The organism is Streptomyces sp. NPDC048441 (assembly GCF_043200235.1).
Taxonomy (GTDB): Bacteria; Actinomycetota; Actinomycetes; order Streptomycetales; family Streptomycetaceae; genus Streptomyces.
Map to the genome: position 1 here is coordinate 426,433 of NZ_JBICXM010000004.1, position 25,537 is coordinate 451,969.

21 protein-coding genes are annotated in these 25,537 nt (G+C 70.4%); 18 read left to right on the top strand and 3 right to left on the bottom strand.

All coding sequences use genetic code 11. The annotated features are described in order from the left end of the window. Positions 1-254 precede the first annotated feature (254 nt). On the bottom strand, positions 255-755 hold the full coding sequence (gene bldD / locus ACGFSB_RS13130; protein ID WP_135330908.1) for a transcriptional regulator BldD: 501 nt from the start codon (positions 753-755) through the stop codon (positions 255-257). A 198-nt stretch (positions 756-953) separates the two neighbouring features. Between bldD and pyrR the strand changes: the two genes are divergently transcribed. The 14 genes from pyrR to ACGFSB_RS13200 all read left to right on the top strand — a co-directional run bounded on the left by pyrR (position 954) and on the right by ACGFSB_RS13200 (position 17,634). Continuing rightward, entirely contained in the window at positions 954-1,526 is a 573-nt protein-coding gene (pyrR, locus tag ACGFSB_RS13135; protein ID WP_363211019.1) for a bifunctional pyr operon transcriptional regulator/uracil phosphoribosyltransferase PyrR, read from the top strand. A gap of 82 nt (positions 1,527-1,608) precedes the next feature. Next, entirely contained in the window at positions 1,609-2,595 is a 987-nt protein-coding gene (locus ACGFSB_RS13140; RefSeq protein ID WP_393397848.1) for an aspartate carbamoyltransferase catalytic subunit, read from the top strand. 3 nt (positions 2,596-2,598) lie between these two features. After that, complete coding sequence (locus ACGFSB_RS13145) at positions 2,599-3,885, top strand: dihydroorotase (protein ID WP_393397850.1); 1,287 nt, start codon at positions 2,599-2,601, stop codon at positions 3,883-3,885. Continuing rightward, positions 3,882-4,451 (top strand): hypothetical protein, encoded by a 570-nt coding sequence (locus ACGFSB_RS13150; RefSeq protein WP_393397852.1) that lies wholly within the window; start codon positions 3,882-3,884, stop codon positions 4,449-4,451. Before ACGFSB_RS13145 ends, ACGFSB_RS13150 begins: the two co-directional genes overlap by 4 nt. Then, on the top strand, positions 4,448-5,605 hold the full coding sequence (gene carA, locus ACGFSB_RS13155) for a glutamine-hydrolyzing carbamoyl-phosphate synthase small subunit (RefSeq protein WP_393397854.1): 1,158 nt from the start codon (positions 4,448-4,450) through the stop codon (positions 5,603-5,605). The genes ACGFSB_RS13150 and carA overlap by 4 nt, the downstream gene beginning before the upstream one ends. After that, positions 5,598-8,906, top strand: a complete 3,309-nt coding sequence (gene carB, locus ACGFSB_RS13160) for a carbamoyl-phosphate synthase large subunit (RefSeq protein ID WP_393397856.1) — start codon at positions 5,598-5,600, stop codon at positions 8,904-8,906. The genes carA and carB overlap by 8 nt, the downstream gene beginning before the upstream one ends. A 54-nt stretch (positions 8,907-8,960) precedes the next feature. Continuing rightward, positions 8,961-10,070: a quinone-dependent dihydroorotate dehydrogenase gene (locus tag ACGFSB_RS13165; RefSeq protein WP_393397858.1), complete on the top strand. Its 1,110-nt coding sequence runs from the start codon at positions 8,961-8,963 to the stop codon at positions 10,068-10,070. Beyond that, complete coding sequence (gene pyrF / locus ACGFSB_RS13170; protein ID WP_393397860.1) at positions 10,067-10,912, top strand: orotidine-5'-phosphate decarboxylase; 846 nt, start codon at positions 10,067-10,069, stop codon at positions 10,910-10,912. The genes ACGFSB_RS13165 and pyrF overlap by 4 nt, the downstream gene beginning before the upstream one ends. A 276-nt stretch (positions 10,913-11,188) precedes the next feature. Next, positions 11,189-11,512, top strand: a complete 324-nt coding sequence (locus ACGFSB_RS13175; RefSeq protein WP_005319887.1) for an integration host factor — start codon at positions 11,189-11,191, stop codon at positions 11,510-11,512. A 38-nt stretch (positions 11,513-11,550) separates the two neighbouring features. Continuing rightward, a complete protein-coding gene (gene gmk, locus ACGFSB_RS13180) occupies positions 11,551-12,144 on the top strand; it encodes a guanylate kinase (RefSeq protein WP_393397862.1) in 594 nt (197 codons plus the stop codon). Positions 12,145-12,238: 94 nt separating this feature from the next. After that, entirely contained in the window at positions 12,239-12,511 is a 273-nt protein-coding gene (rpoZ, locus tag ACGFSB_RS13185; protein WP_005319902.1) for a DNA-directed RNA polymerase subunit omega, read from the top strand. An 85-nt stretch (positions 12,512-12,596) separates the two neighbouring features. Next, positions 12,597-13,862, top strand: coding sequence for a bifunctional phosphopantothenoylcysteine decarboxylase/phosphopantothenate--cysteine ligase CoaBC (gene coaBC / locus ACGFSB_RS13190; RefSeq protein WP_393397864.1), 1,266 nt, complete (start codon positions 12,597-12,599; stop codon positions 13,860-13,862). Positions 13,863-14,152: 290 nt separating this feature from the next. Next, positions 14,153-15,361 (top strand): methionine adenosyltransferase, encoded by a 1,209-nt coding sequence (metK, locus tag ACGFSB_RS13195; RefSeq protein ID WP_393397866.1) that lies wholly within the window; start codon positions 14,153-14,155, stop codon positions 15,359-15,361. Between the two features lie 122 nt (positions 15,362-15,483). Beyond that, positions 15,484-17,634 carry a primosomal protein N' gene (locus ACGFSB_RS13200; protein ID WP_393397868.1) on the top strand — a complete coding sequence of 717 codons (2,151 nt, stop codon included), beginning with the start codon at positions 15,484-15,486 and terminating at the stop codon, positions 17,632-17,634. A 163-nt stretch (positions 17,635-17,797) separates the two neighbouring features. On the opposite strand, the gene ACGFSB_RS13205 is transcribed toward ACGFSB_RS13200, so the two are convergent. Further along, on the bottom strand, positions 17,798-18,346 hold the full coding sequence (locus ACGFSB_RS13205; protein WP_393397870.1) for a hypothetical protein: 549 nt from the start codon (positions 18,344-18,346) through the stop codon (positions 17,798-17,800). Positions 18,347-18,808: 462 nt separating this feature from the next. Between ACGFSB_RS13205 and fmt the strand changes: the two genes are divergently transcribed. Then, positions 18,809-19,753, top strand: coding sequence for a methionyl-tRNA formyltransferase (gene fmt, locus ACGFSB_RS13210; protein ID WP_393397872.1), 945 nt, complete (start codon positions 18,809-18,811; stop codon positions 19,751-19,753). Between the two features lie 34 nt (positions 19,754-19,787). After that, positions 19,788-21,227: an RsmB/NOP family class I SAM-dependent RNA methyltransferase gene (locus ACGFSB_RS13215; protein WP_393397874.1), complete on the top strand. Its 1,440-nt coding sequence runs from the start codon at positions 19,788-19,790 to the stop codon at positions 21,225-21,227. On the opposite strand, the gene ACGFSB_RS13220 is transcribed toward ACGFSB_RS13215, so the two are convergent. Continuing rightward, positions 21,201-23,474 carry an MMPL family transporter gene (locus ACGFSB_RS13220; protein ID WP_393397876.1) on the bottom strand — a complete coding sequence of 758 codons (2,274 nt, stop codon included), beginning with the start codon at positions 23,472-23,474 and terminating at the stop codon, positions 21,201-21,203. The genes ACGFSB_RS13215 and ACGFSB_RS13220 overlap by 27 nt on opposite strands. A 132-nt stretch (positions 23,475-23,606) precedes the next feature. On the opposite strand from ACGFSB_RS13220, the gene rpe reads away from it, so the two are divergent. Together rpe and ACGFSB_RS13230 are read left to right on the top strand one after the other, a co-directional pair. Then, complete coding sequence (gene rpe, locus ACGFSB_RS13225) at positions 23,607-24,293, top strand: ribulose-phosphate 3-epimerase (RefSeq protein ID WP_393397878.1); 687 nt, start codon at positions 23,607-23,609, stop codon at positions 24,291-24,293. Positions 24,294-24,452: 159 nt separating this feature from the next. Then, positions 24,453-25,499: a sugar-binding transcriptional regulator gene (locus ACGFSB_RS13230; RefSeq protein WP_393397880.1), complete on the top strand. Its 1,047-nt coding sequence runs from the start codon at positions 24,453-24,455 to the stop codon at positions 25,497-25,499. Positions 25,500-25,537: the final 38 nt, after the last annotated feature.

Below are 25,537 nucleotides of genomic sequence, written 5' to 3' on the forward strand. Positions count from 1 at the left end.
CTTTGTGCCCCCCCCCCGGGGGGCCGGGGGGGGTGGGGGGGGGGGGGGGGGGGGGGGGGGGGGTTGGGCCGGGGGGGGGGGGGGGGGGGGGGGGGGGGGGGGTTGGGGGGGGGGGGGGGGGGGGGGGGGGGGGGGGGGGTGGTGTTGGGGGGGGGGGGGGGCCCGGGCGGCCGCGGCGGGGGGGGGGGGGCGCGCCCCCCCCCCCCCCCCCCCCCCCCCGGCGTTACGTTTCTGCTCAGCTGTCCCTTGAAGGATCAGACGTCGTCGTGGGCGACGGCGCGGCGCGCGTCCGCGTCGAGGACGCCCCAGCTGATCAGCTGCTCGGTGAGCACCGAGGGCGACTGGTCGTAGATCACGGCGAGGGTGCGCAGGTCGTCCTGGCGGATCGAGAGCACCTTGCCGTTGTAATCGCCGCGCTGTGACTGGATCGTGGCGGCATACCGCTGCAGGGGGCCCGCCTTCTCGGCCGGGACGTGCGCGAGGCGCTCCAGGTCGAGGACGAGCTTGGGCGGCGGCTCGGCCGCGCCGCCGGGAGCTGTGCCGGGCAGCAGCTCCTGGACCGGGACGCCGTAGAAGTCCGCCAGCTCGGCAAGGCGCTGTACGGTCACGGCGCGGTCGCCGCGTTCGTACGAACCGACCACGACCGCCTTCCAGCGTCCCTGGGACTTCTCCTCGACGCCGTGGAGGGAAAGGCCCTGCTGGGTACGGATGGCGCGGAGCTTGGCCCCGAGCTGTTTGGCGTATTCGCTGGACATATAGCTCCCCGGACGAAGAACGGTAACTCACTGTGAGGTTACGCAGCGTTACTTGGGTGCGTCAAGCCGAATGGTCCGTACCGACCCTTCCGAGGGGAGCTGTGACCGGCGGTGTTGCCCGTGCTGGTACCGTGGATGGCGCAATTCCGACGTCCTTTAAGAACCGTCCTGTGAGGCGGAGAAGGAGGTCCGTTTCATATGGACTCGAACGACACGAACGAACCCGATGTCGCCCGGCCTGTGCTCGAAGGCCCTGACATCGCACGGGTGTTGACCCGTATCGCGCACGAGATCGTCGAACGCGCCAAAGGCGCCGAAGACGTGGTGCTGCTCGGCATTCCCACCCGCGGCGTCTTCCTCGCCCGACGGCTCGCCGAGAAGCTCGAAGAAATCACCGGACGCACTATCCCGGTTGGCTCACTCGACATCACGATGTACCGCGACGATCTGCGTATGCATCCGCCGCGCGCACTCGCCCGCACCGAGATCCCCGGTGACGGCATCGACGGCCGTCTGGTCGTCCTCGTCGACGACGTGCTCTTCTCCGGCCGCACCATCCGCGCCGCCCTCGACGGCCTGAACGACATCGGCCGGCCGCGCGCGGTCCAGCTCGCCGTCCTCGTCGACCGAGGCCACCGCGAACTCCCGATCCGCGCCGACTACGTCGGCAAGAACCTCCCCACGTCGCTGCGGGAGACGGTCAAGGTCCAGCTCGCCGAGGAGGACGGCCGCGACGCCGTGCTGCTCGGTGCCAAGCCCGCTTCCGCGTAGGACCGGCTCCCCCCACGGGCACCGGGGCACACCCCTGCGCGCCCGCGTGCCCGCACACCTCCACATGACGGAGTACACCCAGATGATGCGACACCTCATCTCGGCCGCCGACCTCACCCGCGACGACGCCGTTCTCATCCTCGACACCGCCGAGGAGATGGCCCGGGTCGCCGACCGGCCGATCAAGAAGCTGCCCGCCCTGCGCGGCCGCACGATCTGCAATCTGTTCTTCGAGGACTCGACCCGGACCCGGATCTCCTTCGAGGCCGCCGAGAAGCGCCTCTCCGCCGATGTCATCAACTTCGCCGCCAAGGGATCCAGCGTCTCCAAGGGCGAGTCCCTCAAGGACACCGCCCAGACCCTGGAGGCGATGGGCGTCGACGCCGTCGTCATCCGGCACGGTGCGTCCGGCGCCCCCTACCGCCTCGCCACCTCCGGCTGGATCGACGCCCCGGTGATCAACGCGGGCGACGGAACCCACCAGCACCCCACCCAGGCCCTGCTCGACGCCTTCACCATGCGGCGCCGCCTCGTCGGCAAGGACGAGGGCCTCGGCAAGGACCTGAGCGGCAAGCGCATCACGCTCGTCGGCGACGTCCTGCACAGCCGGGTCGCGCGCTCGAACGTCGACCTCCTGCACACCCTGGGCGCCGAGGTGACCCTGGTCGCCCCGCCCACGCTGGTGCCGGTCGGCGTGGACAGCTGGCCCTGCGACGTGTCGTACGACCTGGACCGCGTGCTCCCGAAGTCCGACGCCGTGATGATGCTGCGGGTGCAGCGCGAGCGCATGAACGACGCGTTCTTCCCGACCGAGCGCGAGTACTCGCGTCGCTACGGCCTGGACGGCGAGCGCATGGCGAAGATGCCGGAGCACGCCATCGTGATGCACCCGGGGCCGATGGTCCGCGGCATGGAGATCACCGCCGAGGTCGCCGACTCCGACCGCTGCACGGTCATCGAGCAGGTCGCCAACGGCGTCCACACCCGGATGGCCGTCCTCTACCTGCTCCTGGGCGGCAACGAACCCGCCGTCACCCACACGCGCCCCACCGCCTCAGAGGAGAAGTAAGACATGAGCAAGACCCTGATCCGTGGTGCGAAGGTGCTCGGCGGCGAGCCCCAGGACGTCCTGATCGACGGCGAGACGATCCTCGAAGTGGGGACCGGTATCGAAGCGGGCGACGCGACGGTCGTCGAGGCCGAGGGCAAGATCCTGCTGCCCGGCCTCGTCGACCTGCACACCCACCTGCGCGAGCCCGGCCGCGAGGACTCCGAGACCGTCCTGACCGGCACGCAGGCCGCCGCGTCCGGCGGCTACACCGCCGTGTTCGCCATGGCCAACACCTTCCCCGTCGCCGACACCGCAGGCGTCGTCGAGCAGGTCTACCGCCTCGGCCAGGAAGGCGGATACGCGGACGTCCAGCCGATCGGCGCCGTCACCGTCGGCCTCGAGGGCAAGAAGCTCGCCGAGCTCGGTGCCATGCACGAGTCCGCGGCCGGAGTCACCGTCTTCTCCGACGACGGCAAGTGCGTCGACGACGCCGTGATGATGCGCCGTGCCCTGGAGTACGTGAAGGCGTTCGGCGGAGTCGTCGCACAGCACGCGCAGGAGCCGCGCCTCACCGAGGGCGCCCAGATGAACGAGGGCGTCGTCTCCGCGGAGCTGGGCCTCGGCGGCTGGCCCGCCGTCGCCGAGGAGTCGGTCATCGCCCGTGACGTGCTGCTCGCCGAGCACGTCGGGTCCCGCGTCCACATCTGCCACCTGTCGACCGCAGGGTCGGTCGAGATCGTGCGCTGGGCCAAGTCGCGCGGCATCGACGTGACCGCCGAGGTCACCCCGCACCACCTGCTCCTCACCGACGAGATGGTCCGTTCGTACAACCCGGTCTTCAAGGTCAACCCGCCGCTGCGCACCGAGCGCGACGTCATGGCGCTGCGCGAGGCACTGGCCGACGGCACCATCGACATCGTCGCCACCGACCACGCCCCGCACCCGCACGAGGACAAGGACTGCGAGTGGGCCGCGGCCGCCATGGGCATGGTGGGCCTGGAGACCGCGCTCTCCGTCGTACAGCAGACGATGGTCGAGACGGGCCTCCTCACCTGGGCCGCGGTCGCCGACCGGATGTCCGTCAAGCCCGCCGAGATCGGGCAGGCGAAGGGCCACGGCCGCCCCGTCTCGGCAGGTGAGCCCGCGAACCTCACGCTTCTCGATCCGGCTTACCGTGGTGTCGTGGACCCCGCGGGCTTCGCCTCGCGCAGCGGCAACACCCCCTACGAGGGCCGTGAGCTGCCCGGCCGTGTGACGCACACCTGGCTGCGGGGCCGCGCCACGGTCGTCGACGGGAAGCTCGCGTGACATCTCTTCTGGAACTGGCCGCCGAGAAGAAATCGGCGGACGTGACCGACTGGGCCGCCCGTGCGGGCTGGGTCGTCGGCCTGCTGCTCTTCATCGCGCTCGTCTACTGGCTGATGCGCGAGGGCTGGAAGTGGCGCGGCACGCTCCAGGGCGACCTGCCGGAGCTCCCCAGCGCGCCGAGCGAGCCGGGCCCGGTGAGACTTGAGCTGACCGGCCGCTACCACGGCTCGACCACGGCAGGGCAGTGGCTCGACCGCATCGTGGCGCACGGCCTCGGTACCCGCAGCCGCGTGGAGCTGACGCTCACGGACGCGGGCCTCGATGTCGTACGCCCCGGGGCAGCCGACTTCTTCATCCCGGCCGCACAGCTGCGCGAGGCCAGGCTCGACAAGGGCATCGCCGGAAAGGTCCTCGCGGAGGGCGGTCTGCTGATCGTCACCTGGGAGCACGGCGAGAAGCTGCTCGACTCGGGCTTCCGATCGGACCACGCGGCCGAGCAGGCGGAGTGGGTCGAGGCAATCAACAACATGATCAACACCAGCACTACGGAAGGCACCGCACGATGACGACCTCCACCAGGGGAGCCAGCAAGGTTCCCGCCGTACTCGTCCTGGAGGACGGCCGCATCTTCCGCGGCCGCGCCTACGGGGCCGTGGGGGAGACCTTCGGCGAAGCGGTGTTCTCCACCGGCATGACCGGCTACCAGGAGACCCTCACCGACCCGTCGTACCACCGCCAGGTCGTCGTCATGACGGCCCCGCACGTCGGCAACACCGGCGTGAACGACGAGGACCCCGAGTCGAAGCGGATCTGGGTCGCCGGTTACGTCGTGCGCGACCCCGCGCGCGTGTCCTCCAACTGGCGCTCCCAGCGCACCCTCGACGAGGAGCTCGTCAACCAGGGCGTCGTCGGCATCAGCGGCATCGACACGCGTGCCCTCACCCGCCACCTGCGCGAGCGCGGCGCGATGCGCGTCGGCATCTTCTCCGGCAACGCCCTCCCGGACGCGGGCGTGATGCTCGCCGAGGTCCGCCAGCAGCCCGAGATGAAGGGCGCGAACCTCGCCGCGGAGGTCGCTACCAAGGAGACGTACGTCGTCCCCGCGATCGGCGAGAAGCGCTTCACCGTCGCCGCCGTCGACCTCGGCATCAAGGGCATGACCCCGCACCGCATGGCCGAGCGCGGGATCGAGGTGCACGTCCTGCCCGCGACCGCGACCGCCGAGGACATCTACGCGGTCGAGCCCGACGGCGTGTTCTTCTCCAACGGTCCCGGCGACCCGGCGACCGCGGACGGCCCTGTCGCGGTCATGCGGGCCGTCCTGGAGCGGGGGACCCCGCTCTTCGGCATCTGCTTCGGCAACCAGATCCTCGGCCGTGCCCTCGGCTTCGGCACGTACAAGCTGAAGTACGGCCACCGCGGCATCAACCAGCCCGTGCAGGACCGTACGACCGGCAAGGTCGAGGTCACCGCGCACAACCACGGCTTCGCCGTCGACGCGCCCCTCGACAAGGTCTCCGACACCCCCTACGGGCGGGCCGAGGTCTCCCACGTGTGCCTGAACGACCAGGTGGTGGAGGGGCTCCAGCTCCTCGACCAGCCCGCGTTCAGCGTCCAGTACCACCCCGAAGCCGCTGCGGGACCGCATGACGCCGCGTACCTCTTCGACCGCTTCACGTCTTTGATGAACACAGCTCAGATGGAGGGCCAGCGTGCCTAAGCGCTCCGATATCCAGTCCGTCCTGGTCATCGGCTCCGGCCCGATCGTCATCGGCCAGGCCGCCGAGTTCGACTACTCCGGTACCCAGGCGTGCCGCGTGCTCAAGGCCGAGGGCCTGCGCGTCATCCTGGTGAACTCCAACCCTGCGACGATCATGACCGACCCCGAGATCGCCGACGCGACCTACGTCGAGCCGATCACCCCGGAGTTCGTCGAGAAGATCATCGCAAAGGAGCGCCCCGACGCGCTCCTGCCCACCCTGGGCGGCCAGACCGCGCTCAACACCGCGATCTCCATGCACGAGCAGGGCGTCCTCGAGAAGTACGGTGTCGAACTCATCGGCGCCAACGTCGAGGCGATCAACAAGGGCGAGGACCGCGAGCTCTTCAAGGGCGTCGTCGAGGAAGTCCACAAGAAGATCGGGCACGGCGAGTCCGCCCGCTCGTACATCTGCCACACCATGGACGACGTCCTCAAGGGCGTCGACGAGCTGGGCGGCTACCCCGTAGTCGTCCGTCCCTCCTTCACCATGGGCGGCGCGGGCTCCGGCTTCGCGCACGACGAGGAGGAGCTGCGCCGCATCGCCGGGCAGGGCCTCACGCTCTCGCCGACCACCGAGGTGCTCCTCGAGGAGTCCATCCTCGGCTGGAAGGAGTACGAGCTCGAGCTGATGCGCGACAAGCACGACAACGTGGTGGTCGTCTGCTCCATCGAGAACTTCGACCCGATGGGCGTGCACACCGGCGACTCGATCACCGTCGCGCCCGCGATGACGCTGACCGACCGCGAGTACCAGACCCTGCGTGACGTCGGCATCGCGATCATCCGCGAGGTCGGTGTCGACACCGGCGGCTGCAACATCCAGTTCGCCATCGACCCGACGGACGGCCGGGTCATCGTCATCGAGATGAACCCGCGCGTCTCGCGGTCCTCCGCGCTCGCCTCGAAGGCCACCGGTTTCCCGATCGCGAAGATCGCCGCGAAGCTGGCCGTCGGCTACACGCTGGACGAGATCCCGAACGACATCACCGAGAAGACCCCGGCCTCCTTCGAGCCGACGCTCGACTACGTAGTGGTCAAGGCCCCGCGTTTCGCCTTCGAGAAGTTCCCCTCGGCGGACTCGACCCTGACGACCACCATGAAGTCGGTCGGCGAGGCCATGGCGATCGGCCGCAACTTCACCGAGGCGCTGCAGAAGGCGCTGCGGTCCCTGGAGAAGAAGGGCTCGCAGTTCACCTTCGTGGGCGAGCCCGGCGACAAGGCCCTTCTTTTGGAAGAGGCCGTCCGGCCGACCGACGGGCGCATCAATTCCGTCATGCAGGCCATCCGCGCCGGCGCAACGCCGGAAGAGGTCTTCGAGTTCACGAAGATCGACCCGTGGTTCGTCGACCAGCTCTTCCTGATCAAGGAGATCGCGGACGAGCTGACCGCAGCCGAGCGCCTGGACGCCGACCTGCTCGCCGAGGCCAAGCGGCACGGCTTCTCGGACGCCCAGATCGCCGAGATCCGCGGCCTGCGCGAGGACGTCGTGCGCGAGGTGCGGCACGCCCTCGGGGTGCGCCCGGTCTACAAGACGGTCGACACCTGCGCCGCCGAGTTCGCCGCCAACACGCCGTACTTCTACTCCTCGTACGACGAGGAGAACGAGGTCGCCAAGCGCGAGAAGCCCGCGGTCATCATCCTGGGCTCGGGCCCCAACCGCATCGGCCAAGGCATCGAGTTCGACTACTCCTGCGTCCACGCCTCCTTCGCGCTGAGCGACGCGGGCTACGAGACCGTGATGGTCAACTGCAACCCCGAGACCGTCTCGACGGACTACGACACCTCGGACCGGCTGTACTTCGAGCCGCTGACGCTCGAGGACGTCCTGGAGATCGTCAACGCCGAGGCGCAGGCAGGGCCGATCGCGGGCGTCATCGTCCAGCTCGGCGGCCAGACCCCGCTCGGCCTCGCGCAGGCGCTCAAGGACAACGGCGTGCCGGTCGTGGGCACCCCGCCCGAGGCCATCCACGCCGCCGAGGACCGCGGCGCCTTCGGCCGCGTGCTCGCGGAGGCCGGTCTCCCGGCACCCAAGCACGGCACCGCGACCACGTTCGCCGAGGCCAAGGCCATCGCCGACGAGATCGGCTACCCCGTCCTCGTACGCCCGTCGTACGTGCTCGGCGGCCGCGGCATGGAGATCGTGTACGACGAGACCCGCCTCTCCGCGTACATCGAGGAGTCGACCGAGATCAGCCCCTCGCGTCCGGTCCTCGTCGACCGCTTCCTGGACGACGCGATCGAGATCGATGTCGACGCCCTCTACGACGGCGAGGAGCTCTACCTCGGCGGCGTCATGGAGCACATCGAGGAGGCGGGTATCCACTCCGGCGACTCGGCGTGCGCGCTGCCCCCGATCACGCTCGGCGGCTTCGACATCAAGCGGCTTCGCGCCTCTACGGAGGGCATCGCCAAGGGCGTCGGGGTCCGCGGGCTCATCAACATCCAGTTCGCGATGGCCGGGGACATCCTCTACGTCCTCGAGGCCAACCCGCGTGCCTCGCGCACCGTTCCCTTCACCTCGAAGGCGACCGCGGTGCCGCTGGCCAAGGCCGCCGCGCGGATCTCGCTCGGCGCGACCGTCGCCGAGCTGCGCGCCGAGGGAATGCTCCCGGCGACCGGCGACGGCGGCACGCTGCCGATGGACGCGCCGATCTCGGTGAAGGAAGCTGTCATGCCGTGGTCTCGCTTCCGCGACATCCACGGGCGTGGCGTCGACACGGTCCTCGGCCCGGAGATGCGCTCCACCGGTGAAGTCATGGGCATCGACTCGGTGTTCGGCACGGCGTACGCCAAGTCGCAGGCGGGCGCGTACGGTCCGCTGCCGACGAAGGGCCGCGCCTTCATCTCCGTCGCCAACCGCGACAAGCGCTCGATGATCTTCCCGGCGCGTGAACTGGTCGCGCACGGCTTCGAGTTGATGGCCACGTCCGGCACGGCCGAGGTGCTCAAGCGCAACGGCATCAACGCCACGATCGTGCGCAAGCAGAGCGAGGGCGAGGGCCCGAACGGCGAGAAGACGATCGTCCAGCTGATCCACGACGGCGCGGTCGACCTCATCGTCAACACTCCGTACGGCACCGGTGGCCGCCTCGACGGCTACGACATCCGTACGGCGGCCGTGTCCCGCTCCGTGCCCTGCCTGACCACGGTCCAGGCGCTCGCCGCCGCCGTCCAGGGCATCGACGCGCTCAACCACGGGGACGTGGGCGTCCGTTCACTCCAGGAACACGCGGAGCATCTGACCGCGGCCCGCGACTAGCAGCCCACTAGGGGGACACCGATCCGGTGTCCCCCTTCTGGTGAGGACACCTACATGTACAAGCTCTTCTTCAACCTCGTCTTCAAGCGCATGGACCCGGAGCGGGCCCACTACATGGCCTTCCGCTGGATCCGGCTCGCGGCCCGCATCCCCCTGCTGCGCACCGTCATCGCGGCCGTGCTCGCGCCGCGTCACAAGGAGCTGCGCACCGAGGCCTTCGGGCTGCGGATGCACGGGCCCTTCGGGCTCGCGGCGGGCTTCGACAAGAATGCCGTGGCGATCGACGGCATGTCGATGCTGGGCTTCGACCACATCGAGATCGGCACGGTCACGGGGGAGCCGCAGCCCGGCAACCCCAAGAAGCGTCTCTTCCGCCTCGTACCGGACCGTGCGCTCATCAACCGCATGGGCTTCAACAACGAGGGCTCGGCCGCCGTCGCCGAGCGTCTGGGCACCCGTGAGGCCGTCTTCAAGACCGTCGTCGGCGTGAACATCGGCAAGACCAAGGTCGTCCCCGAGGATGAGGCGGCCACCGACTACGTGAAGTCGACCGAGCGGCTCGCCGCCCACGCCGACTACCTCGTGGTGAACGTGTCGTCCCCGAACACCCCGGGCCTGCGCAACCTCCAGGCCACGGAGTCCCTGCGGCCGCTGCTCACCGCCGTACGTGAAGAGGCCGACCGGAGCGTCTCCGGGCGGCGCGTCCCGCTCCTCGTGAAGATCGCCCCCGACCTCGCGGACGAGGACATCGACGCGGTCGCCGACCTGGCCGTCGAGCTCGGTCTCGACGGCATCATCGCCACGAACACGACCATCGCGCGCGAGAGCCTCGGTCTGCGATCCGAACCTTCGCTCTACGGAGAGACCGGCGGTCTATCAGGAGCGCCCCTCAAGGAGCGCTCCCTGGAGGTCCTGCGCCGCCTCTACGCGCGCGTGGGCGACCGCATCACGCTCGTGGGCGTCGGCGGCATCGAGAACGCCGAGGACGCCTGGCAGCGGATCCTCGCGGGCGCCACCCTGGTGCAGGGGTACAGCGCGTTCATCTACGAAGGACCCTTCTGGGCGCGCGAGATCCACAAGGGGCTCGCCGCGCGCCTGAACACCTCCCCGTACGCCACGCTCGCCGAGGCCGTCGGCGCCGACGTAAGGAAGCCCGCATCATGACTGCCCTCGAACCCTTCGGTACGCGCCTTCGCCACGCCATGGACGAGCGCGGACCGCTCTGCGTCGGCATCGACCCGCACGCCTCCCTGCTCTCCGCCTGGGGCCTGAACGATGACGCGGCGGGCCTTGAGCGGTTCACCGCGACGGTCGTCGAGGCGCTGGCGGAGAGCGTCGCGGTGTTCAAGCCGCAGAGCGCGTTCTTCGAGCGCTTCGGCTCGCGCGGCATCGCCGTACTGGAGAAGGCGGTGCAGGAGCTGCGCGCGGCCGGCGCTCTGGTGGTCATGGACGCCAAGCGCGGCGACATCGGCTCGACGATGGCGGCGTACGCGGAGACCTTCCTGCACAAGGACTCGCCGCTGTTCAGTGACGCCCTCACGGTCTCGCCCTACCTCGGCTACGGCTCGCTGAAGCCGGCCGTCGACCTCGCGCGCGAGAACGGCACCGGGCTCTTCGTGCTCGCCCTCACCTCCAACCCCGAGGGTGCCGAGGTGCAGCACGCGGTGCGCGAGGACGGCCGCACGATCGGCGCGACGATCCTTGGCCACCTGGCGGCCGAGAACGCCGGTGCGGAGCCCCTGGGCTCCTTCGGGGCCGTCGTCGGGGCAACCCTCGGCGCCCTGTCCTCGTACGACCTCGCCGTCAACGGTCCGCTGCTCGCCCCGGGCATCGGAGCACAGGGCGCCACCCCGGCGGATCTGCCGGGCGTCTTCGGGGATGTCGTACGCAATGTGGTGCCGAGCGTCAGCCGGGGTGTCCTGCGTCACGGGCCCGATGTGGCCGGGCTGCGCGTCGCGGCGAACCGTTTCGCGGACGAGATTCGCGAGGCCGTCGCCTCGGCCTGAGGGTGTTTTTCCGCCTTCGAAGGACGTGTCCGGCCACGTCCTTACGTTTCTCTGATGGCTCACCCGGCCAAATCCAGGGTGAAATGACCGAAATGTACGCCTCGACAGAGGCTGACCAGGACTTTTCGTCTGTTCTCGCTGACTCCAGCGGCCATGCCCGCTAGTCTCCGACGAGAGCGAACGGGCAAGCGCGTTGCACGTTGCTCACCAGGTGTGGGGCGATTAGGTTCCTCACCGGTCCGTATCCGACAGTTCGACATCCGAGGTGACGTAGGCGTGGCTCTTCCGCCCCTTACCCCTGAACAGCGCGCAGCCGCGCTCGAAAAGGCCGCCGCGGCTCGCCGGGAGCGGGCCGAGGTCAAGAATCGACTCAAGCACTCCGGTGCCTCCCTGCATGAGGTCATCAAGCAGGGACAGGAGAATGATGTCATCGGCAAGATGAAGGTCTCCGCTCTCCTGGAGTCCCTGCCCGGCGTGGGCAAGGTCCGCGCCAAGCAGATCATGGAGCGTCTTGGCATCTCCGAGAGCCGCCGTGTGCGCGGTCTCGGCTCCAATCAGATCGCCTCCTTGGAGCGTGAGTTCGGTGGTGGCGCTGCCTGACGTTCTCAGGCACTCCTGAGAACCTGGATAATCGCTGCATGGCTGCAACATCCCGGGGGACGACCCCCGTACCCCCGGACGCACGTCCGCGGCTGACCGTGCTCTCCGGCCCCTCTGGGGTCGGCAAGAGCACGGTCGTCGCTCATATGCGCAAAGAACACCCCGAGGTCTGGCTCTCGGTCTCGGCCACCACCCGGAAGCCGCGCCCCGGCGAGAAGCATGGTGTCCACTACTTCTTCGTCTCCGACGAAGAGATGGACAAGCTGATCGCCAACGGCGAGCTGCTCGAATGGGCCGAGTTCGCGGGCAACCGCTACGGCACGCCGCGGGGTGCCGTCATCGCCCGCCTCGAGGCGGGCGAGCCCGTCCTCCTGGAGATCGATCTGCAGGGCGCGCGTCTGGTCCGCGAGTCGATGCCGGAGGCGCTGCTCGTCTTCCTCGCCCCGCCGAGCTGGGACGAGCTGGTCCGCCGGCTCACCGGTCGGGGGACCGAGGCGCCCGAGGTGATCGAGCGCAGGCTGGCTGCCGCGAAGATCGAGCTGGCCGCCGAGGCGGAGTTCGATACGCCCCTGGTCAATACCTCCGTCGAGGATGTAGCGCGTGAGCTGCTAGCCTTGATGAAAGTTGTTTGATCTTCATCCGCAGTAAAATGCTCAGTAAATCCTCAGTAATTCGGTTTGATCTTCATTTTCCAGCAGAAGACCGAACCCCATCGGAAGGCAGAGAGTGTCCTCTTCCATCACTGCGCCCGAGGGCATCATCAACCCGCCGATTGATGAGCTCCTCGAAGCGACCGACTCGAAGTACAGCCTCGTGATCTACGCCGCCAAGCGCGCGCGCCAGATCAACGCGTACTACTCGCAGCTCGGTGAGGGCCTGTTGGAGTACGTCGGCCCGCTGGTGGACACCCACGTCCACGAGAAGCCGCTCTCGATCGCGCTCCGCGAGATCAACGCGGGTCTGCTGACGTCCGAGGCCATCGAGGGCCCGGCTCAGTAGTCGCAGTTCTTTTCTTGTAGTTCTGTTTCTTGTAGTTCTCATCACCACAGGCCCGGCAGCGCGACTGCCGGGCCTGTGGTGTGTCATGGAGTCGTACGTCTTCCCGGTGCGGGGAGCCGAGTGCGGGGAGGCACGGACGGTGGACAAGCCCAAGGTCGTTCTGGGGGTCAGCGGCGGTATCGCCGCGTACAAGGCCTGTGAGCTGCTGCGGCGGCTGACCGAGTCGGGCCATGACGTACGCGTCGTGCCGACCGACGCGGCGCTGCACTTCGTGGGGGCGGCCACGTGGTCGGCCCTGTCGGGCAACCCGGTCTCGACCGAGGTCTGGTCCGATGTCCACGAGGTCCCGCACGTACGGATCGGTCAGTCCGCCGACGTCGTGATCGTCGCCCCGGCGACCGCCGACATGATGGCGAAGGCGGCGCACGGCCTCGCCGACGACCTCCTGACGAATACGCTCCTCACCGCCCGCTGTCCGGTGATCTTCGCGCCCGCCATGCACACGGAGATGTGGGAGCACCCGGCCACCCAGGAGAACGTCGCCACACTGCGCCGCCGCGGGGCCCTGGTCATCGAGCCCTCCGTCGGCCGCCTCACCGGCGTGGACACGGGCAAGGGCCGCTTCCCCGACCCTGCGGAGCTCTTCGAGGTCGTACGCCGTGTCCTGGCGCGCGGCGACCTGGCCCGCGACCTCACGGGCCGGCACGTGGTCGTCAGCGCGGGCGGGACGCGAGAGCCGCTCGACCCGGTGCGCTTCCTGGGTAACCGTTCCTCCGGCAAGCAGGGGTACGCGCTGGCCCGCAGCGCGGCGGCGCGGGGCGCCCGCGTCAGCCTCGTATCGGCGAACGCGGCGCTGCCGCAACCGGCGGGCGTCGACGTCCTGCACGTCGGCACGGCCGTCCAGCTCCGCGAGGCGGTCCTGAAGGCTTCGGCGGACGCCGACGCCGTGGTGATGGCGGCGGCCGTGGCCGATTTCCGCCCGGAGACGTACGCGGCAGGAAAGATCAAGAAGAAGGACGGCCAGGAACCGGCCCCGATCGCCCTGGTCCGCAACCCCGACATCCTCGCCGAGATCGCCGGCGACCGGCCGCGCCCCGGCCAGATCGTCGTCGGCTTCGCCGCCGAGACGGACGACGTGCTCGCCAATGGCCGAGCCAAGCTGGCACGCAAGGGCTGTGACCTGCTCGTCGTCAACGAAGTGGGCGAGCGCAAGACGTTCGGCTCCGAGGAGAACGAGGCGGTCGTGCTCGGCGCGGACGGCAGTGAGACGCCGGTGCCGTACGGTCCCAAGGAAGCGCTCGCGGACCAGGTCTGGGATCTGGTGGCTGAACGTCTGCCGAAGATCTCCTGAAAAAGTTGGGGTGGGCCCGAGTGGAACAAGGTCGAGAACCCTGAGGTCGAATGTCACATTCGCCCCACTGGGCGTCCCAAACCCGGGAAATTCGGGCACGATGCCCTCTGGTGGAGACCGATCGTCGTACCGCACAATGCAGTGCCGCAGGTCACAGCACTCCCAAGTGGCGAGACACGTGGTCCGGCGGCCGAGTGTGACCGATAAACTGGTCTCGGACGACGTCGAGCGCAGCTCTCGGCCCGTCCACCAATGATCAGCCAGCAGCCGCTGCAACCACAGGGAGCGATGTGTCCCGCCGTCTCTTCACCTCGGAGTCCGTGACCGAGGGTCACCCCGACAAGATCGCTGACCAGATCAGCGACACCATTCTCGACGCCCTTCTGCGGGAGGACCCGAAATCCCGGGTCGCCGTGGAGACGTTGATCACTACCGGCCTGGTGCATGTGGCCGGTGAGGTCACGACCAAGGCGTACGCGCCGATCGCGCAGCTGGTGCGCGACAAGATTCTCGAGATCGGTTACGACTCCTCGAAGAAGGGCTTCGACGGCGCTTCTTGTGGCGTCTCGGTGTCCATCGGATCGCAGTCCCCCGACATTGCGCAGGGCGTCGACACGGCGTACGAGCAGCGGGTCGAGGGCGATGAGGACGAGCTCGACAAGCAGGGCGCGGGCGACCAGGGCCTGATGTTCGGCTATGCGTGCGACGAGACGCCGGAGCTCATGCCGCTCCCGATCCACCTCGCGCACCGCCTCTCGCGCCGTCTGTCCGAGGTCCGCAAGAACGGCACCATCCCGTACCTGCGCCCGGACGGTAAGACCCAGGTCACCATCGAGTACGACGGCGACAAGGCCGTCCGCCTCGACACGGTCGTGGTCTCCTCGCAGCATGCGTCGGACATCGACCTGGACTCGCTCCTCGCCCCCGACATCCGGGAGTTCGTGGTCGAGCCGGAGCTGAAGGCCCTCCTCGAGGACGGCATCAAGCTGGAGACCGAGGGGTACCGCCTCCTGGTCAACCCGACCGGGCGTTTCGAGATCGGCGGCCCGATGGGCGACGCCGGTCTGACCGGCCGCAAGATCATCATCGACACGTACGGCGGCATGGCCCGCCACGGCGGCGGCGCCTTCTCCGGCAAGGACCCGTCCAAGGTCGACCGCAGCGCCGCCTACGCGATGCGCTGGGTCGCCAAGAACGTGGTCGCCGCGGGCCTCGCGGCCCGCTGCGAGGTCCAGGTCGCGTACGCGATCGGCAAGGCCGAGCCGGTGGGCCTCTTCGTGGAGACGTTCGGCACGGCCACGGTCGACACCGACAAGATCGAGGCCGCCATCGCCGAGGTCTTCGACCTCCGCCCGGCCGCGATCATCCGCGACCTCGATCTGCTGCGCCCGATCTATGCGCAGACCGCGGCGTACGGCCACTTCGGCCGCGCCATTCCCGACTTCACGTGGGAGCGGACGGACCGCGTGGACGCGTTGCGGAAGGCGGCGGGCCTTTAAGGCTGCCTCGTTTCGCGGAATTCGACGAAGCCCGGTGCCCCTGGTGGGGTGCCGGGCTTCGTCGTGCCGTGGTGGATCTCGGGCTCGTGGGGGTGTCAGTGGGGTCTGGTAGGAATGCTGCTGTGAGCAGCGAGAACCAGAAATCCGATAGGGCGGGCGGGGCCGAGCCTCCGGAGCAGCTTGCGCTTATTCGGGAAGCGGTGCGCAAGGCTGAGGTGCCGCGGGCCAAGCCGCGGACTTGGCGTGGGGCCGCGTTGGCCAAGAGCCTGCCGGTGGCTCGGGTACTTGTCGACAAAGGGGTGCTGCACCTTGACCGGTACTTCGACTATGCGGTGCCGGAGGAGTTGGACGAGCAGGCGCAGCCGGGGGTGCGGGTGCGGGTGCGGTTCGGGGCCGGGGCGCGGAACGTGCGCGGTGGGCGGCGTGAGGGTGGGGGGTTGATCGACGGGTTCCTCGTGGAGAGGGTTGCCGAGACGGACTACTCCGGGCCCCTGGCTGCTCTTGCGCAGGTCGTCTCGCCCGAACCCGTGCTTGATGGTGAGTTGCTCGGGCTCGCTCGGGCCGTGGCCGATCGGTATGCGGGCAGCCTCGCCGATGTGCTGCAGCTTGCCGTTCCGCCTCGCCATGCTCGGGCCGAGGCGCGGGAGGCCGGGGAGGTTCCCGCGCCTCCGGCGGCGCCTGAGGTCGGGTCCTGGCGGCGGTACGGGCATGGGGCGGAGTTCTTGGGGGCCCTTGCCTCGGGGGGTGCGCCTCGGGCTGTGTGGACCGCCCTCCCCGGACCGGAGTGGGCCGAGGAGATCGCGCGGGCCGTGCAAGCGACGCTTGCTTCGGGGCGCGGGGCCCTTGTCGTGGTGCCCGCCGGGCGGCCCGCCGCTCGTGTCGATGCGGCGCTCACCGGGCTGATGGGTCCCGGGCGACATGCGGTGCTCACCGCCGATGCGGGGCAGGAGCGGCGGTATCGGGAGTGGTTGTCCGTGCGGCGCGGTGCCGTGCGGGCCGTCGTCGGGACGCGGGCCGCCATGTTCGCGCCCGTGCGCGATCTCGGGCTTGTCGTCGTCTGGGACGACGGCGATGCGAGCCACAGCGATGACAACGCTCCCTTTCCGCATGTGCGTGAGGTGCTCGAACTTCGTGCTTCGCGGGACAAGTGCGGTTTCTTGTTGGGGAGTTGGAGCTGCACGGTGGAAGCCGCCCAGCTCGTCGAGACCGGGTGGGCCGCGCCGCTGGTCGCCGATCGTGAGCAGGTGCGGGGAGCCGCGCCGCTCGTACGGACCGTGGGGGACGGCGATCTCGCCCGGGACGGGGCGGCTCGGGCCGCGCGGCTTCCCACGCTGGCCTGGAACGTCGTCCGGGAGGGGCTGAAGCACGGGCCTGTGCTGGTGCAAGTGCCTCGGCGGGGGTATGTGCCCCGGCTCGCGTGCGAGCGATGCCGGGAGCCTGCTCGGTGTCGGCACTGTGCCGGGCCGTTGGAGGCGCGGGACGGTGGCGGGCTGTGGTGTGGCTGGTGCGGGGTGGAGGAAGGCGGCTGGCACTGCGGGGAGTGCGGGGGGTTCCGGCTGCGGGCGCAGGTGGTGGGCGCGCGGCGTACGGCCGAGGAGCTGGGGCGGGCGTTTCCCGCTGTGCCGGTGCGGACCTCCGGGCGGGAGCAGGTGCTCGACACCGTGCCGGGGGAGCCCGCTCTGGTGGTGAGTACGCCGGGGGCGGAGCCTGTCGCCGAGGGTGGCTATGCCGCCGCCCTGCTGCTGGACGGGTGGGCCATGCTGGGGCGGCCCGATCTACGGGCCGCGGAGGATGCTTTGCGGCGGTGGATCGGGGCGGCGTCCCTGGTGCGGCCCCAGGGGGCGGGCGGGACGGTGGCGATCGTCGCCGAGCCGACGCTGCGGCCTGTGCAGGCCCTGGTGCGGTGGGATCCCGTGGGGCACGCGGTGCGGGAGCTTTCGGAGCGGGCCGAGCTGGCGTTTCCGCCGGTGTCGCGCATGGCATCCGTGGCGGGGACCTCGGAGGCACTTTCGGGGTTCCTCGCCGGGGTGGAACTTCCTCGGGACGCGGTGGTGTTGGGTCCCGTCCCGGTGTCGGACGCGGGGCCTGGGCCTACCCGCAGGGCCGGGTCCGCGCCTGTCGGGGAGCAGTGGGAGCGGGTGCTGATCCGGGTGCCGCCGGGGAGCGGGGCGGCGCTTGCCGCTGCGCTGAAGGCGGCGCAGGCGGGGCGAGCGGCGCGGGGTGCGGCGGCGGAGCCCGTACGGATTCGGGTGGACCCGTTGGATATCGGCTAGGCGGATTTGTCGTGCCCCGCAAGGGGGCGGGCTTTCCTCGCGGTCCGCGGTCCGCGGTCCCGGCGGGGGTACAACTCGGGCGGGGTACGACGGCGGCTGCCCCCAACCGGGGAAACCGGTTGGGGGCAGCCGCCGTCGCTGTTGTCGTATCCAGCCGTTGTGTCTAGCCGTTGCGGGGGCCGGGGAAGGCGTTGGTGCGGGGGTCGTCGCGGAGGATGGGGCTGCCCGCTGTGGGCTGGGTCGGCATCGCGCGGGCCGCGGGGACCGAGGGGAGGGGGGCGCCGACCGGGACCGGGGGGCGAGCGGTCGTGGGGGACGGGATCGTCTCCGTGGCCCGCTCGGCGTCCGCAGCCGCCTGCGTCGTGGCCCTGCGGGCCCCGTAACGGCGGTGCACCGCCTGCTTGGTGACCCCGAGGGCGGAGCCCACCGCGTCCCACGAGAAGCCCAGCGAACGGTCGAAGTCCACGGCCGCGGTCACCAGCGTCTCGACGCTGTCCCGCAGTTCCTGGGCGAGGCGGACGGTCGGAGCGGGGGCCCGCCCGTACACGACGAAGCCCGCGGAGGGGCTGGAGCGGCGCGGGCGGTAGACGTTGCCGAGCTGGGCGGTGAGGGTACGCAGTGCGTCCACCTGCCGGCGGACCCGCTCGATGTCCCGCACCAGGAGGTGCAGGCTGGCCCGTGCCTGGGCGTCGTGGGTTGCGTGGTCGGCCATGAACAAGCCTCTCGAACCGGCGTTGAAAAGGATCGGGCCGCATCCGCGGCCCGTTGTGGTCAACTCTTTCTTGACCAACGCGCTAGGTCGTGTGGGGTCACGGTGCAGGGGCGTATGCGCATATGCACAGGGCGCGCGGCCACGCGTACGCCCCCGGGCGAGCGGCGCGCCGGGTGGAGCGGGCGGGGTCGGGGCGGGTCGGGTGGCCCGCGGTGAGTGCCCCCCGATGAGCGGCCCGGGTCAGCAGGCCCGCAGCGAGCGACCCCCGGGATGCGCGGCACCCAGGCCGGGCGGCAAGGGACGGGTGACAACAGCCGGGCGGCAAGGGACGGGTGACAAGAACCGGGCGGCAAGAGCCAGGCGGCGAGGCGTCGGCGCCCCCGCAGGGAGCGTCCCGGCGGGGCGGCTCATAGACTGGTGCGCTCCCCGCACCTTCCCGCCCCGAGAGGCCGAAAGCCAACGATGAAGCTTGTCTTCGCAGGCACCCCCGAGGTCGCCGTCCCCGCACTGGACGCCCTGATCGCCTCCGACCGGCACGAGGTGGCCGCCGTGGTCACCCGGCCCGACGCCCCCGCGGGCCGGGGCCGCAGGCTCGTCGCGAGCCCGGTCGCCCAGCGTGCGGAGGAGGCCGGGATCGAGGTGCTCAAGCCCGCGAAGCCGCGCGACGAGGAGTTCCTGGCACGGCTGCGCGAGATCGCGCCCGACTGCTGCCCCGTCGTCGCGTACGGCGCGCTGCTGCCCAAGGTGGCCCTGGACATCCCGGCCCACGGCTGGGTCAATCTGCACTTCTCGCTGCTGCCCGCCTGGCGTGGTGCCGCCCCCGTACAGCACGCGGTGATGGCGGGCGACGAGATCACGGGTGCCTCCACCTTCCTGATCGAGCAGGGGCTCGACTCCGGCCCGGTGTACGGGACCGTCACCGAGGTCGTCCGGGCCACCGACACCAGCGGTGACCTGCTCACCCGCCTCGCCTTCGCTGGCTCCGGGCTGCTCGCCGCCACCATGGACGGTATTGAGGACGGCTCGCTGCGGGCGGTCCCGCAGCCCGCCGACGGCATCACCCTCGCCCCGAAGATCACCGTCGATGACGCCCAGGTGGACTGGGCGGTCCCGGCCCTGCGGGTCGACCGCGTAGTGCGCGGCTGCACGCCTGCCCCCGGCGCCTGGACCGTCTTCCGCGACGAGCGGCTGAAGATCATCCAGGCCGCGCTCGTCCCCGACCGTACCGACCTCGCGCCCGGCGAGCTCTCCGCCGCCAAGAACAATGTGTACGTCGGCTCCGGCTCGCACGCCGTGGAGCTGCTCTGGGTCCAGCCCCAGGGCAAGAAGCCCATGCGCGGTGCCGACTGGGCACGCGGGGTGCGGATCGCCCCGGGTGAGCGGTTCGGGACAACCGACGTACGCTGAACAGGTTCGGCCCCCATCCAATCGCGGAGCACCTTTGAACGACCAGCCCAACCGGCCGCCCCAGAAGCAGGGCAAGCCCGGCAAGCCTCATCGCCGCCCCAAGAAGGACCCTGTCCGCTTCCTCGCCTTCGAGGCGCTGCGAGCCGTGGACGAGCGCGACGCGTACGCGAACCTCGTCCTGCCGCCGCTCCTGCGCAAGGCCCGGGACAAGGGCGATTTCGACGCGCGTGACGCGGCGCTCGCCACCGAGCTCGTCTACGGGACGCTGCGCAGACAGGGAACGTACGACGCGATCGTGGCCGCCTGCATCGACCGGCCGCTGCGCGAGGTCGATCCGCCGGTGCTCGACGTCCTGAACATGGGCGTGCACCAACTGCTCGGTACGCGCATCCCCACGCACGCCGCCGTCTCCGCCTCCGTCGAGCTGGCGCGTGTCGTCCTCGGCGACGGGCGGGCCAAGTTCGTGAACGCCGTGCTTCGCAAGGTTGCCGCCGACGATCTCGACGGGTGGCTGGAGAAGGTCGCGCCGCCCTACGACGAGGACGCCGAGGATCATCTCGCTGTCTTCCACTCGCACCCCCGCTGGGTCGTCTCCGCGCTGTGGGACGCGCTCGGCGGCGGCCGTGCGGGCATCGAGGACCTCCTGGAGGCCGACAACGAACGGCCCGAGGTGACCCTCGTGGCCCGGCCGGGACGTACGACGGCCGATGAACTCCTCGACGAGGTCGGCGAGGAGTCCGCGCTGCCGGGCCGCTGGTCGCCGTATGCCGTGCGGCTCAGCGAGGGCGGCGAGCCCGGCTCGATCGGCGCCGTGCGCGAGGGCCGTGCCGGTGTCCAGGACGAGGGCAGCCAGCTGGTCGCCGTCGCACTCGCGAACGCCCCGGTCGACGGGCGCGACGAGAAGTGGCTCGACGGCTGCGCGGGACCCGGCGGCAAGGCCGCCATGCTCGCGGGTCTCGCCGCCGGGCGCGGCGCCACCCTGCTGGCCGCGGAGAAGCAGCCCCATCGGGCTCGTCTGGTGGCGCAGGCGTTGCGGGGCAACCCCGGCCCGTATCAGGTCATCGCCACCGACGGCACCCGGCCGCCGTGGCTCCCCGGCACCTTCGACCGCGTCCTGATGGACGTGCCCTGCACCGGACTCGGCGCCCTGCGCCGTCGCCCCGAGGCCCGCTGGCGTCGGCGACCGGAGGACCTGGACAGCTTCGCGCCGCTCCAACGGGGGCTGCTGCGTACGGCGTTGGAGTCCGTACGCGTCGGGGGCGTCGTCGGCTACGCCACCTGCTCGCCGCATCTCGCCGAGACGCGCGCCGTCGTCGACGACGTGCTCAAGCGGCACGAGGGCGCAGAACTGATCGACGCGCGCCCGCTGCTGCCCGGCGTCCCGGCGCTCGGCGACGGACCCGACGTACAGCTGTGGCCGCATCTGCACGGCACGGACGCGATGTATCTAGCGCTGATCCGGCGGACCGCCTGAGGTCTCGGACGGACCGCCTGAAGTCTCGGACGGACCGCCTGAGGTCTCGGACGGACTGCCTGAGGTCTCAGGCGGACCGCCTGAGGCCACCTCGGGAGCACGGGGGGCCGCCGCGTCCTTGCTCAGCGCGTGCGGCCACCACACCTTCGGCCCCACGTCCAGGAACAACGACGTGACCAGGACGGAACGTACGACGAAGGTGTCGAGCAGGACGCCGAGCGCGACCGCGAAGCCGATCTCGGCGAACGCCACCATCGGGAGCGTGCCGAGCGCGGCGAACGTGCCTGCGAGGACGAGGCCCGCCGACGTGATGACCGCGCCGGTCGCGGCGAGGCCGGTCACCACGCCCGCACGGGTGCCCTGTCGGCCCGCTTCCTCACGGATGCGGGTCGACAGGAAGATGTTGTAGTCGATGCCGAGCGCCACCAGGAACACGAAGACGAAGAGCGGGAAGTCCGTGGCCTCGCCCGCGTAGTCGAAGAGGTGACGGAAGGCGAGCGCACTGATGCCGAGCGCGGCGGAGAACGAGAGAACGACCGTCGCGATCAGGAGCAGTGGCGCGATCAGGGCGCGGAGCAGCAGCGCGAGGATCAGCAGGACGACCCCGAGGACGAGCGGGATCACCAGCTTGTTGTCGTGAGCCGTCGCGCGGTCCATGTCCAGGAGGGCCGCAGTCCCGCCGCCCACCTGCGCGTCCGCGCCGGGCACCGCGTGGACCGCGTCGCGGACCCGGTCCACGGTCCGCTTGGCCGCCTCGCTGTCGGACGGGTCGGTCGCCGTCGCCTCGAACAGGACCTTGCCGTCGGCCTCCGGTTTCGTCCCCGGCGGTACGCCGACGCTCGCCCGGTCGATGCCGTGGGTCCCGGCGACCGCGCCGCGGATCTTGTCGCCCTGGTCCGCGGTGGCCACGATCACCAGGGGGTCGCCGCTGCCCGCCGGGAAGTACTCGGCCTGTAGCTCCTGGCCCACGATCGAGTCGGGCTTGTCCGTGAAGGAGTCCGCGTTGCTGAGCCCTTCGGCGCGCAACTGCGTCAGGCCGAACGCCAGGGCTGCCAGGGCCACCGCGGTGACGCCCCAGGTCAGGCGCGGGCGATGGGCGATACGGCGGCCCATGCGGGCCCAGACGCCTCGCTCGGTGGGCTCCGCGGAGCCGTTGTGCGGGATGAGCGGCCAGAACAGCCACCGGCCGCAGACCACCAGGAGGGCGGGGAACAGCGACAGCATCGCCAACAGGGCGACCGCGACACCGATGGCGGCGACCGGGCCGAGACCCCGCGTCGAGTTCATCTCGGCGGTGAGCAGCACCAACATGCTCACGACGACCGTGGCGCCCGACGCGATGACCGCGGGCCCCGCCCGGTGCAGGGCGAGCTGCATCGCCTCGTGCCGGTCCTCGTGACGGCGCAGCTCTTCGCGGTAGCGGGCGACGAGGAGCAGGGCATAGTCCGTCCCCGCTCCGAAGACGAGGACCGTGAGGATGCCCGCGCTCTGGCCGTTGACCGTCAGGCCGCCGTACTCCGCGAGGAGGTAGATCAGCGCCTGGGCGGTGAAGAGGGAGACGATCACCGAGATCAGCGGGACGATCAGGAGGACCGGACTGCGGTAGGTGATCAGGAGGATCACGATGACGACGCCGGCCGCCGAGAGGAGCAGCGTCGAGTCGAGGCCGTCGAACGCCTCGGAGAGGTCCGCCGACGTACCGCCGGGTCCGGTGACGTGCACGGCGAGTCCGTTGCTCCTCTCACCGGTCGTCCCGCCCACACGCTCACGGATGGAGTCGACGGCGGGCGCGATCCGCTCCCAGCCCTTCTCGTCCATGGTGATGGGTACGAAGATCTGGGCCGCCGCGGCGGTATTCGGGTCCTTGGTGTCGAAGACGGCGGCGCGGGTCTCCGCGCCGCGGATGCCGTGGGCGCGCAGCTCCTTGAGCTCGCTGACGTCCTCGGCGATCCGCGCCCGGTCCTTGGCCGTGAGGCCGCTCTCGCGGGCGTACACGACGACCGCCGGAATCTGTTCGGTCCTGAACTCATCGGAGATGTCGAGGACTTGGGTGGACTCCGCGGACCCCGGCAGCCAGGATGACGCCTGGTTGTCCTGGGCGTCCGTGAGCTTCTGGGCGAGGGGCGCTGCGGCCACGATCACCACCAGCCAGAACAGCACCACCAGCCACTTGGTGCGCCGCCCGCACACCAGCCAGGCCACGCCTCGGCCCGCCTGGCGCTGTCCGTCCGGCCGTTCCTCCGGCATGGCTACCCCCGCTGCCCCACGTCGTCCCGGTGGACCGCCCAGCATGGCACGCGGTCCATGGTCAAAGGAGCCGGTCGGCTCACGCTTCGGACCGTGGAGGGCAACGGGCGCCGGGCATGGCAGTCTTGGGGCATGGCCGTGCAGATCAACCCCAGCATCCTGTCCGCGGATTTCGCCCGCCTTGCCGAGGAGGCAAGGGCGGTAGAAGGTGCCGACTGGCTACATGTCGACGTCATGGACAACCACTTCGTCCCTAACCTCACCCTCGGGGTGCCGGTCGTAGAGTCTCTGGCCCGAGCGACGGATACGCCGCTGGACTGCCATCTGATGATCGAGGACGTCGATCGCTGGGCTCCGCAGTACGTCGAAGCGGGCGCCGGATCCGTCACCTTCCATGTGGAGGCCGCCGCCGCGCCGGTCCGCCTGGCCCGTGAGATCCGTGCCAAGGGGGCCCGCGCCTCGATGGCGCTGAAGCCCGCGACCCCCATCGAGCCGTACGAGGATCTGCTCGCCGAGCTCGACATGTTGCTGATCATGACGGTCGAGCCGGGTTTCGGCGGCCAGGCGTTCCTGGACATCATGCTGCCGAAGATCCGCCGCACTCGCGAGTTGATCAGCAAGCACGGCCTCGAACTCTGGCTCCAGGTCGACGGCGGGGTCTCGGCCGAGACCATCGAGCGCTGCGCCGAGGCGGGCGCCGACGTCTTCGTGGCGGGTTCGGCGGTGTACGGGGCGAAGGACCCGGCAGAGGCGGTACGTGCACTGCGCACCCAAGCGGCCGGGGCGAGCGCCACGGCGGGATGGGCGTGCGGCCACTGAGCCACGGGAACGTGAACGCGGTCCTTCGGGGCTGATCAAGTACGCCGGATCTGCAAGGATGAACGGCGAACCCACGTTGCGCTGCGGCGATGCGCTCGAAGCAGTGGCAAGGCGCGCGAAGCCGTACCAAAGCGTGTGAATGCGGAACGACAGTATTGCGTGAACGACAGTGAGGAGATCGTCGTGTCGACGGGCGGCCGGTCAGCCATGCGGATGGGACCCGCGGAGCTGGTGCAGGCGGCGGCCATGGCCCGCCGCTTCTATCTCGAGGGCAAGTCCAAGATCCAGATCGCCGAGGAGTTCGGCGTCAGCCGCTTCAAGGTGGCCCGGGTCCTGGAGACGGCTCTCGAACGCGATCTCGTACGGATCGAGATCCGTGTGCCCGCCGAGCTGGACGCGGAGCGCTCGGACGCGCTCCGTGCCCGCTACGGCCTGCGGCACGCGGTCGTCGTCGAGTCGCCGTCCTCCACCGACGAGGTCGAAGAGTCGCCCGACCCCGAGAACCTCGGCGAGGTCGCGGCCGATCTGCTCGGTGAACTGGTGACCGAGGGCGATGTGCTCGGCCTGGCGTGGGGGCGCTCGACCATTCACATGGCCGCGGCCCTCGACCAGTTGCCGCCGTGCACGGTCGTGCAGCTGACGGGTGTGTACGACGCCGGGACCGCCGAACGCGGTTCGGTCGAGGCCGTGCGGCGTGCCGCGCAGGTCTCCGGCGGCGAGGCCCACCCCATCTACGCGCCGATGCTGCTCCCGGACCCGGCCACGGCCGCCGCGCTGCGGAACCAGACCGGGATCGCGCGGGCGTTTGAGTACTTCGACAAGGTGACGGTGGCCGCGGTGTCCATCGGTTCCTGGGAGCCCGGCATCTCCACCGTCCACGACATGCTCAGCGAGGAGGAGCGTGCGCATTACGCTTCGCTGGGCGTGGCCGCTGAGATGTCCGCGCACCTTTTTGACGCCGAGGGGCGTCGGGTCGGGCGTGATCTGGGGGAGCGGTGCATCACCGTCGAGACCGATCGGCTCCGGCGGATTCCTGAGGTTGTCGCCATCGCGGGCGGGCAGCGGAAGGCTGCCGCCATTGACGCGGTGCTTCGGTCGGGGCTTGTCACCAGCTTGGTGACGGATACGGCCGCGGCGGATCAGTTGCTGGTCATGGGGCCTACGCCGTACCCCGCGTTGGATCGGGCCGATCCGGACGGTAGCTGAGTATCCGCGGGCCGTCCGCGGCTGGTCGCGCAGTTCCC

Coding starts and splice junctions, on each gene's coding strand:
- bldD (WP_135330908.1), bottom strand. CDS start 755: ATGTCCAGCGAATACGCCAAACAGCTCGGGGCCAAGCTCCGCGCCATC.
- pyrR (WP_363211019.1), top strand. CDS start 954: ATGGACTCGAACGACACGAACGAACCCGATGTCGCCCGGCCTGTGCTC.
- ACGFSB_RS13140 (WP_393397848.1), top strand. CDS start 1,609: ATGATGCGACACCTCATCTCGGCCGCCGACCTCACCCGCGACGACGCC.
- ACGFSB_RS13145 (WP_393397850.1), top strand. CDS start 2,599: ATGAGCAAGACCCTGATCCGTGGTGCGAAGGTGCTCGGCGGCGAGCCC.
- carA (WP_393397854.1), top strand. CDS start 4,448: ATGACGACCTCCACCAGGGGAGCCAGCAAGGTTCCCGCCGTACTCGTC.
- ACGFSB_RS13165 (WP_393397858.1), top strand. CDS start 8,961: ATGTACAAGCTCTTCTTCAACCTCGTCTTCAAGCGCATGGACCCGGAG.
- pyrF (WP_393397860.1), top strand. CDS start 10,067: ATGACTGCCCTCGAACCCTTCGGTACGCGCCTTCGCCACGCCATGGAC.
- gmk (WP_393397862.1), top strand. CDS start 11,551: ATGGCTGCAACATCCCGGGGGACGACCCCCGTACCCCCGGACGCACGT.
- coaBC (WP_393397864.1), top strand. CDS start 12,597: ATGGAGTCGTACGTCTTCCCGGTGCGGGGAGCCGAGTGCGGGGAGGCA.
- ACGFSB_RS13205 (WP_393397870.1), bottom strand. CDS start 18,346: ATGGCCGACCACGCAACCCACGACGCCCAGGCACGGGCCAGCCTGCAC.
- fmt (WP_393397872.1), top strand. CDS start 18,809: ATGAAGCTTGTCTTCGCAGGCACCCCCGAGGTCGCCGTCCCCGCACTG.
- ACGFSB_RS13220 (WP_393397876.1), bottom strand. CDS start 23,474: ATGCCGGAGGAACGGCCGGACGGACAGCGCCAGGCGGGCCGAGGCGTG.
- rpe (WP_393397878.1), top strand. CDS start 23,607: ATGGCCGTGCAGATCAACCCCAGCATCCTGTCCGCGGATTTCGCCCGC.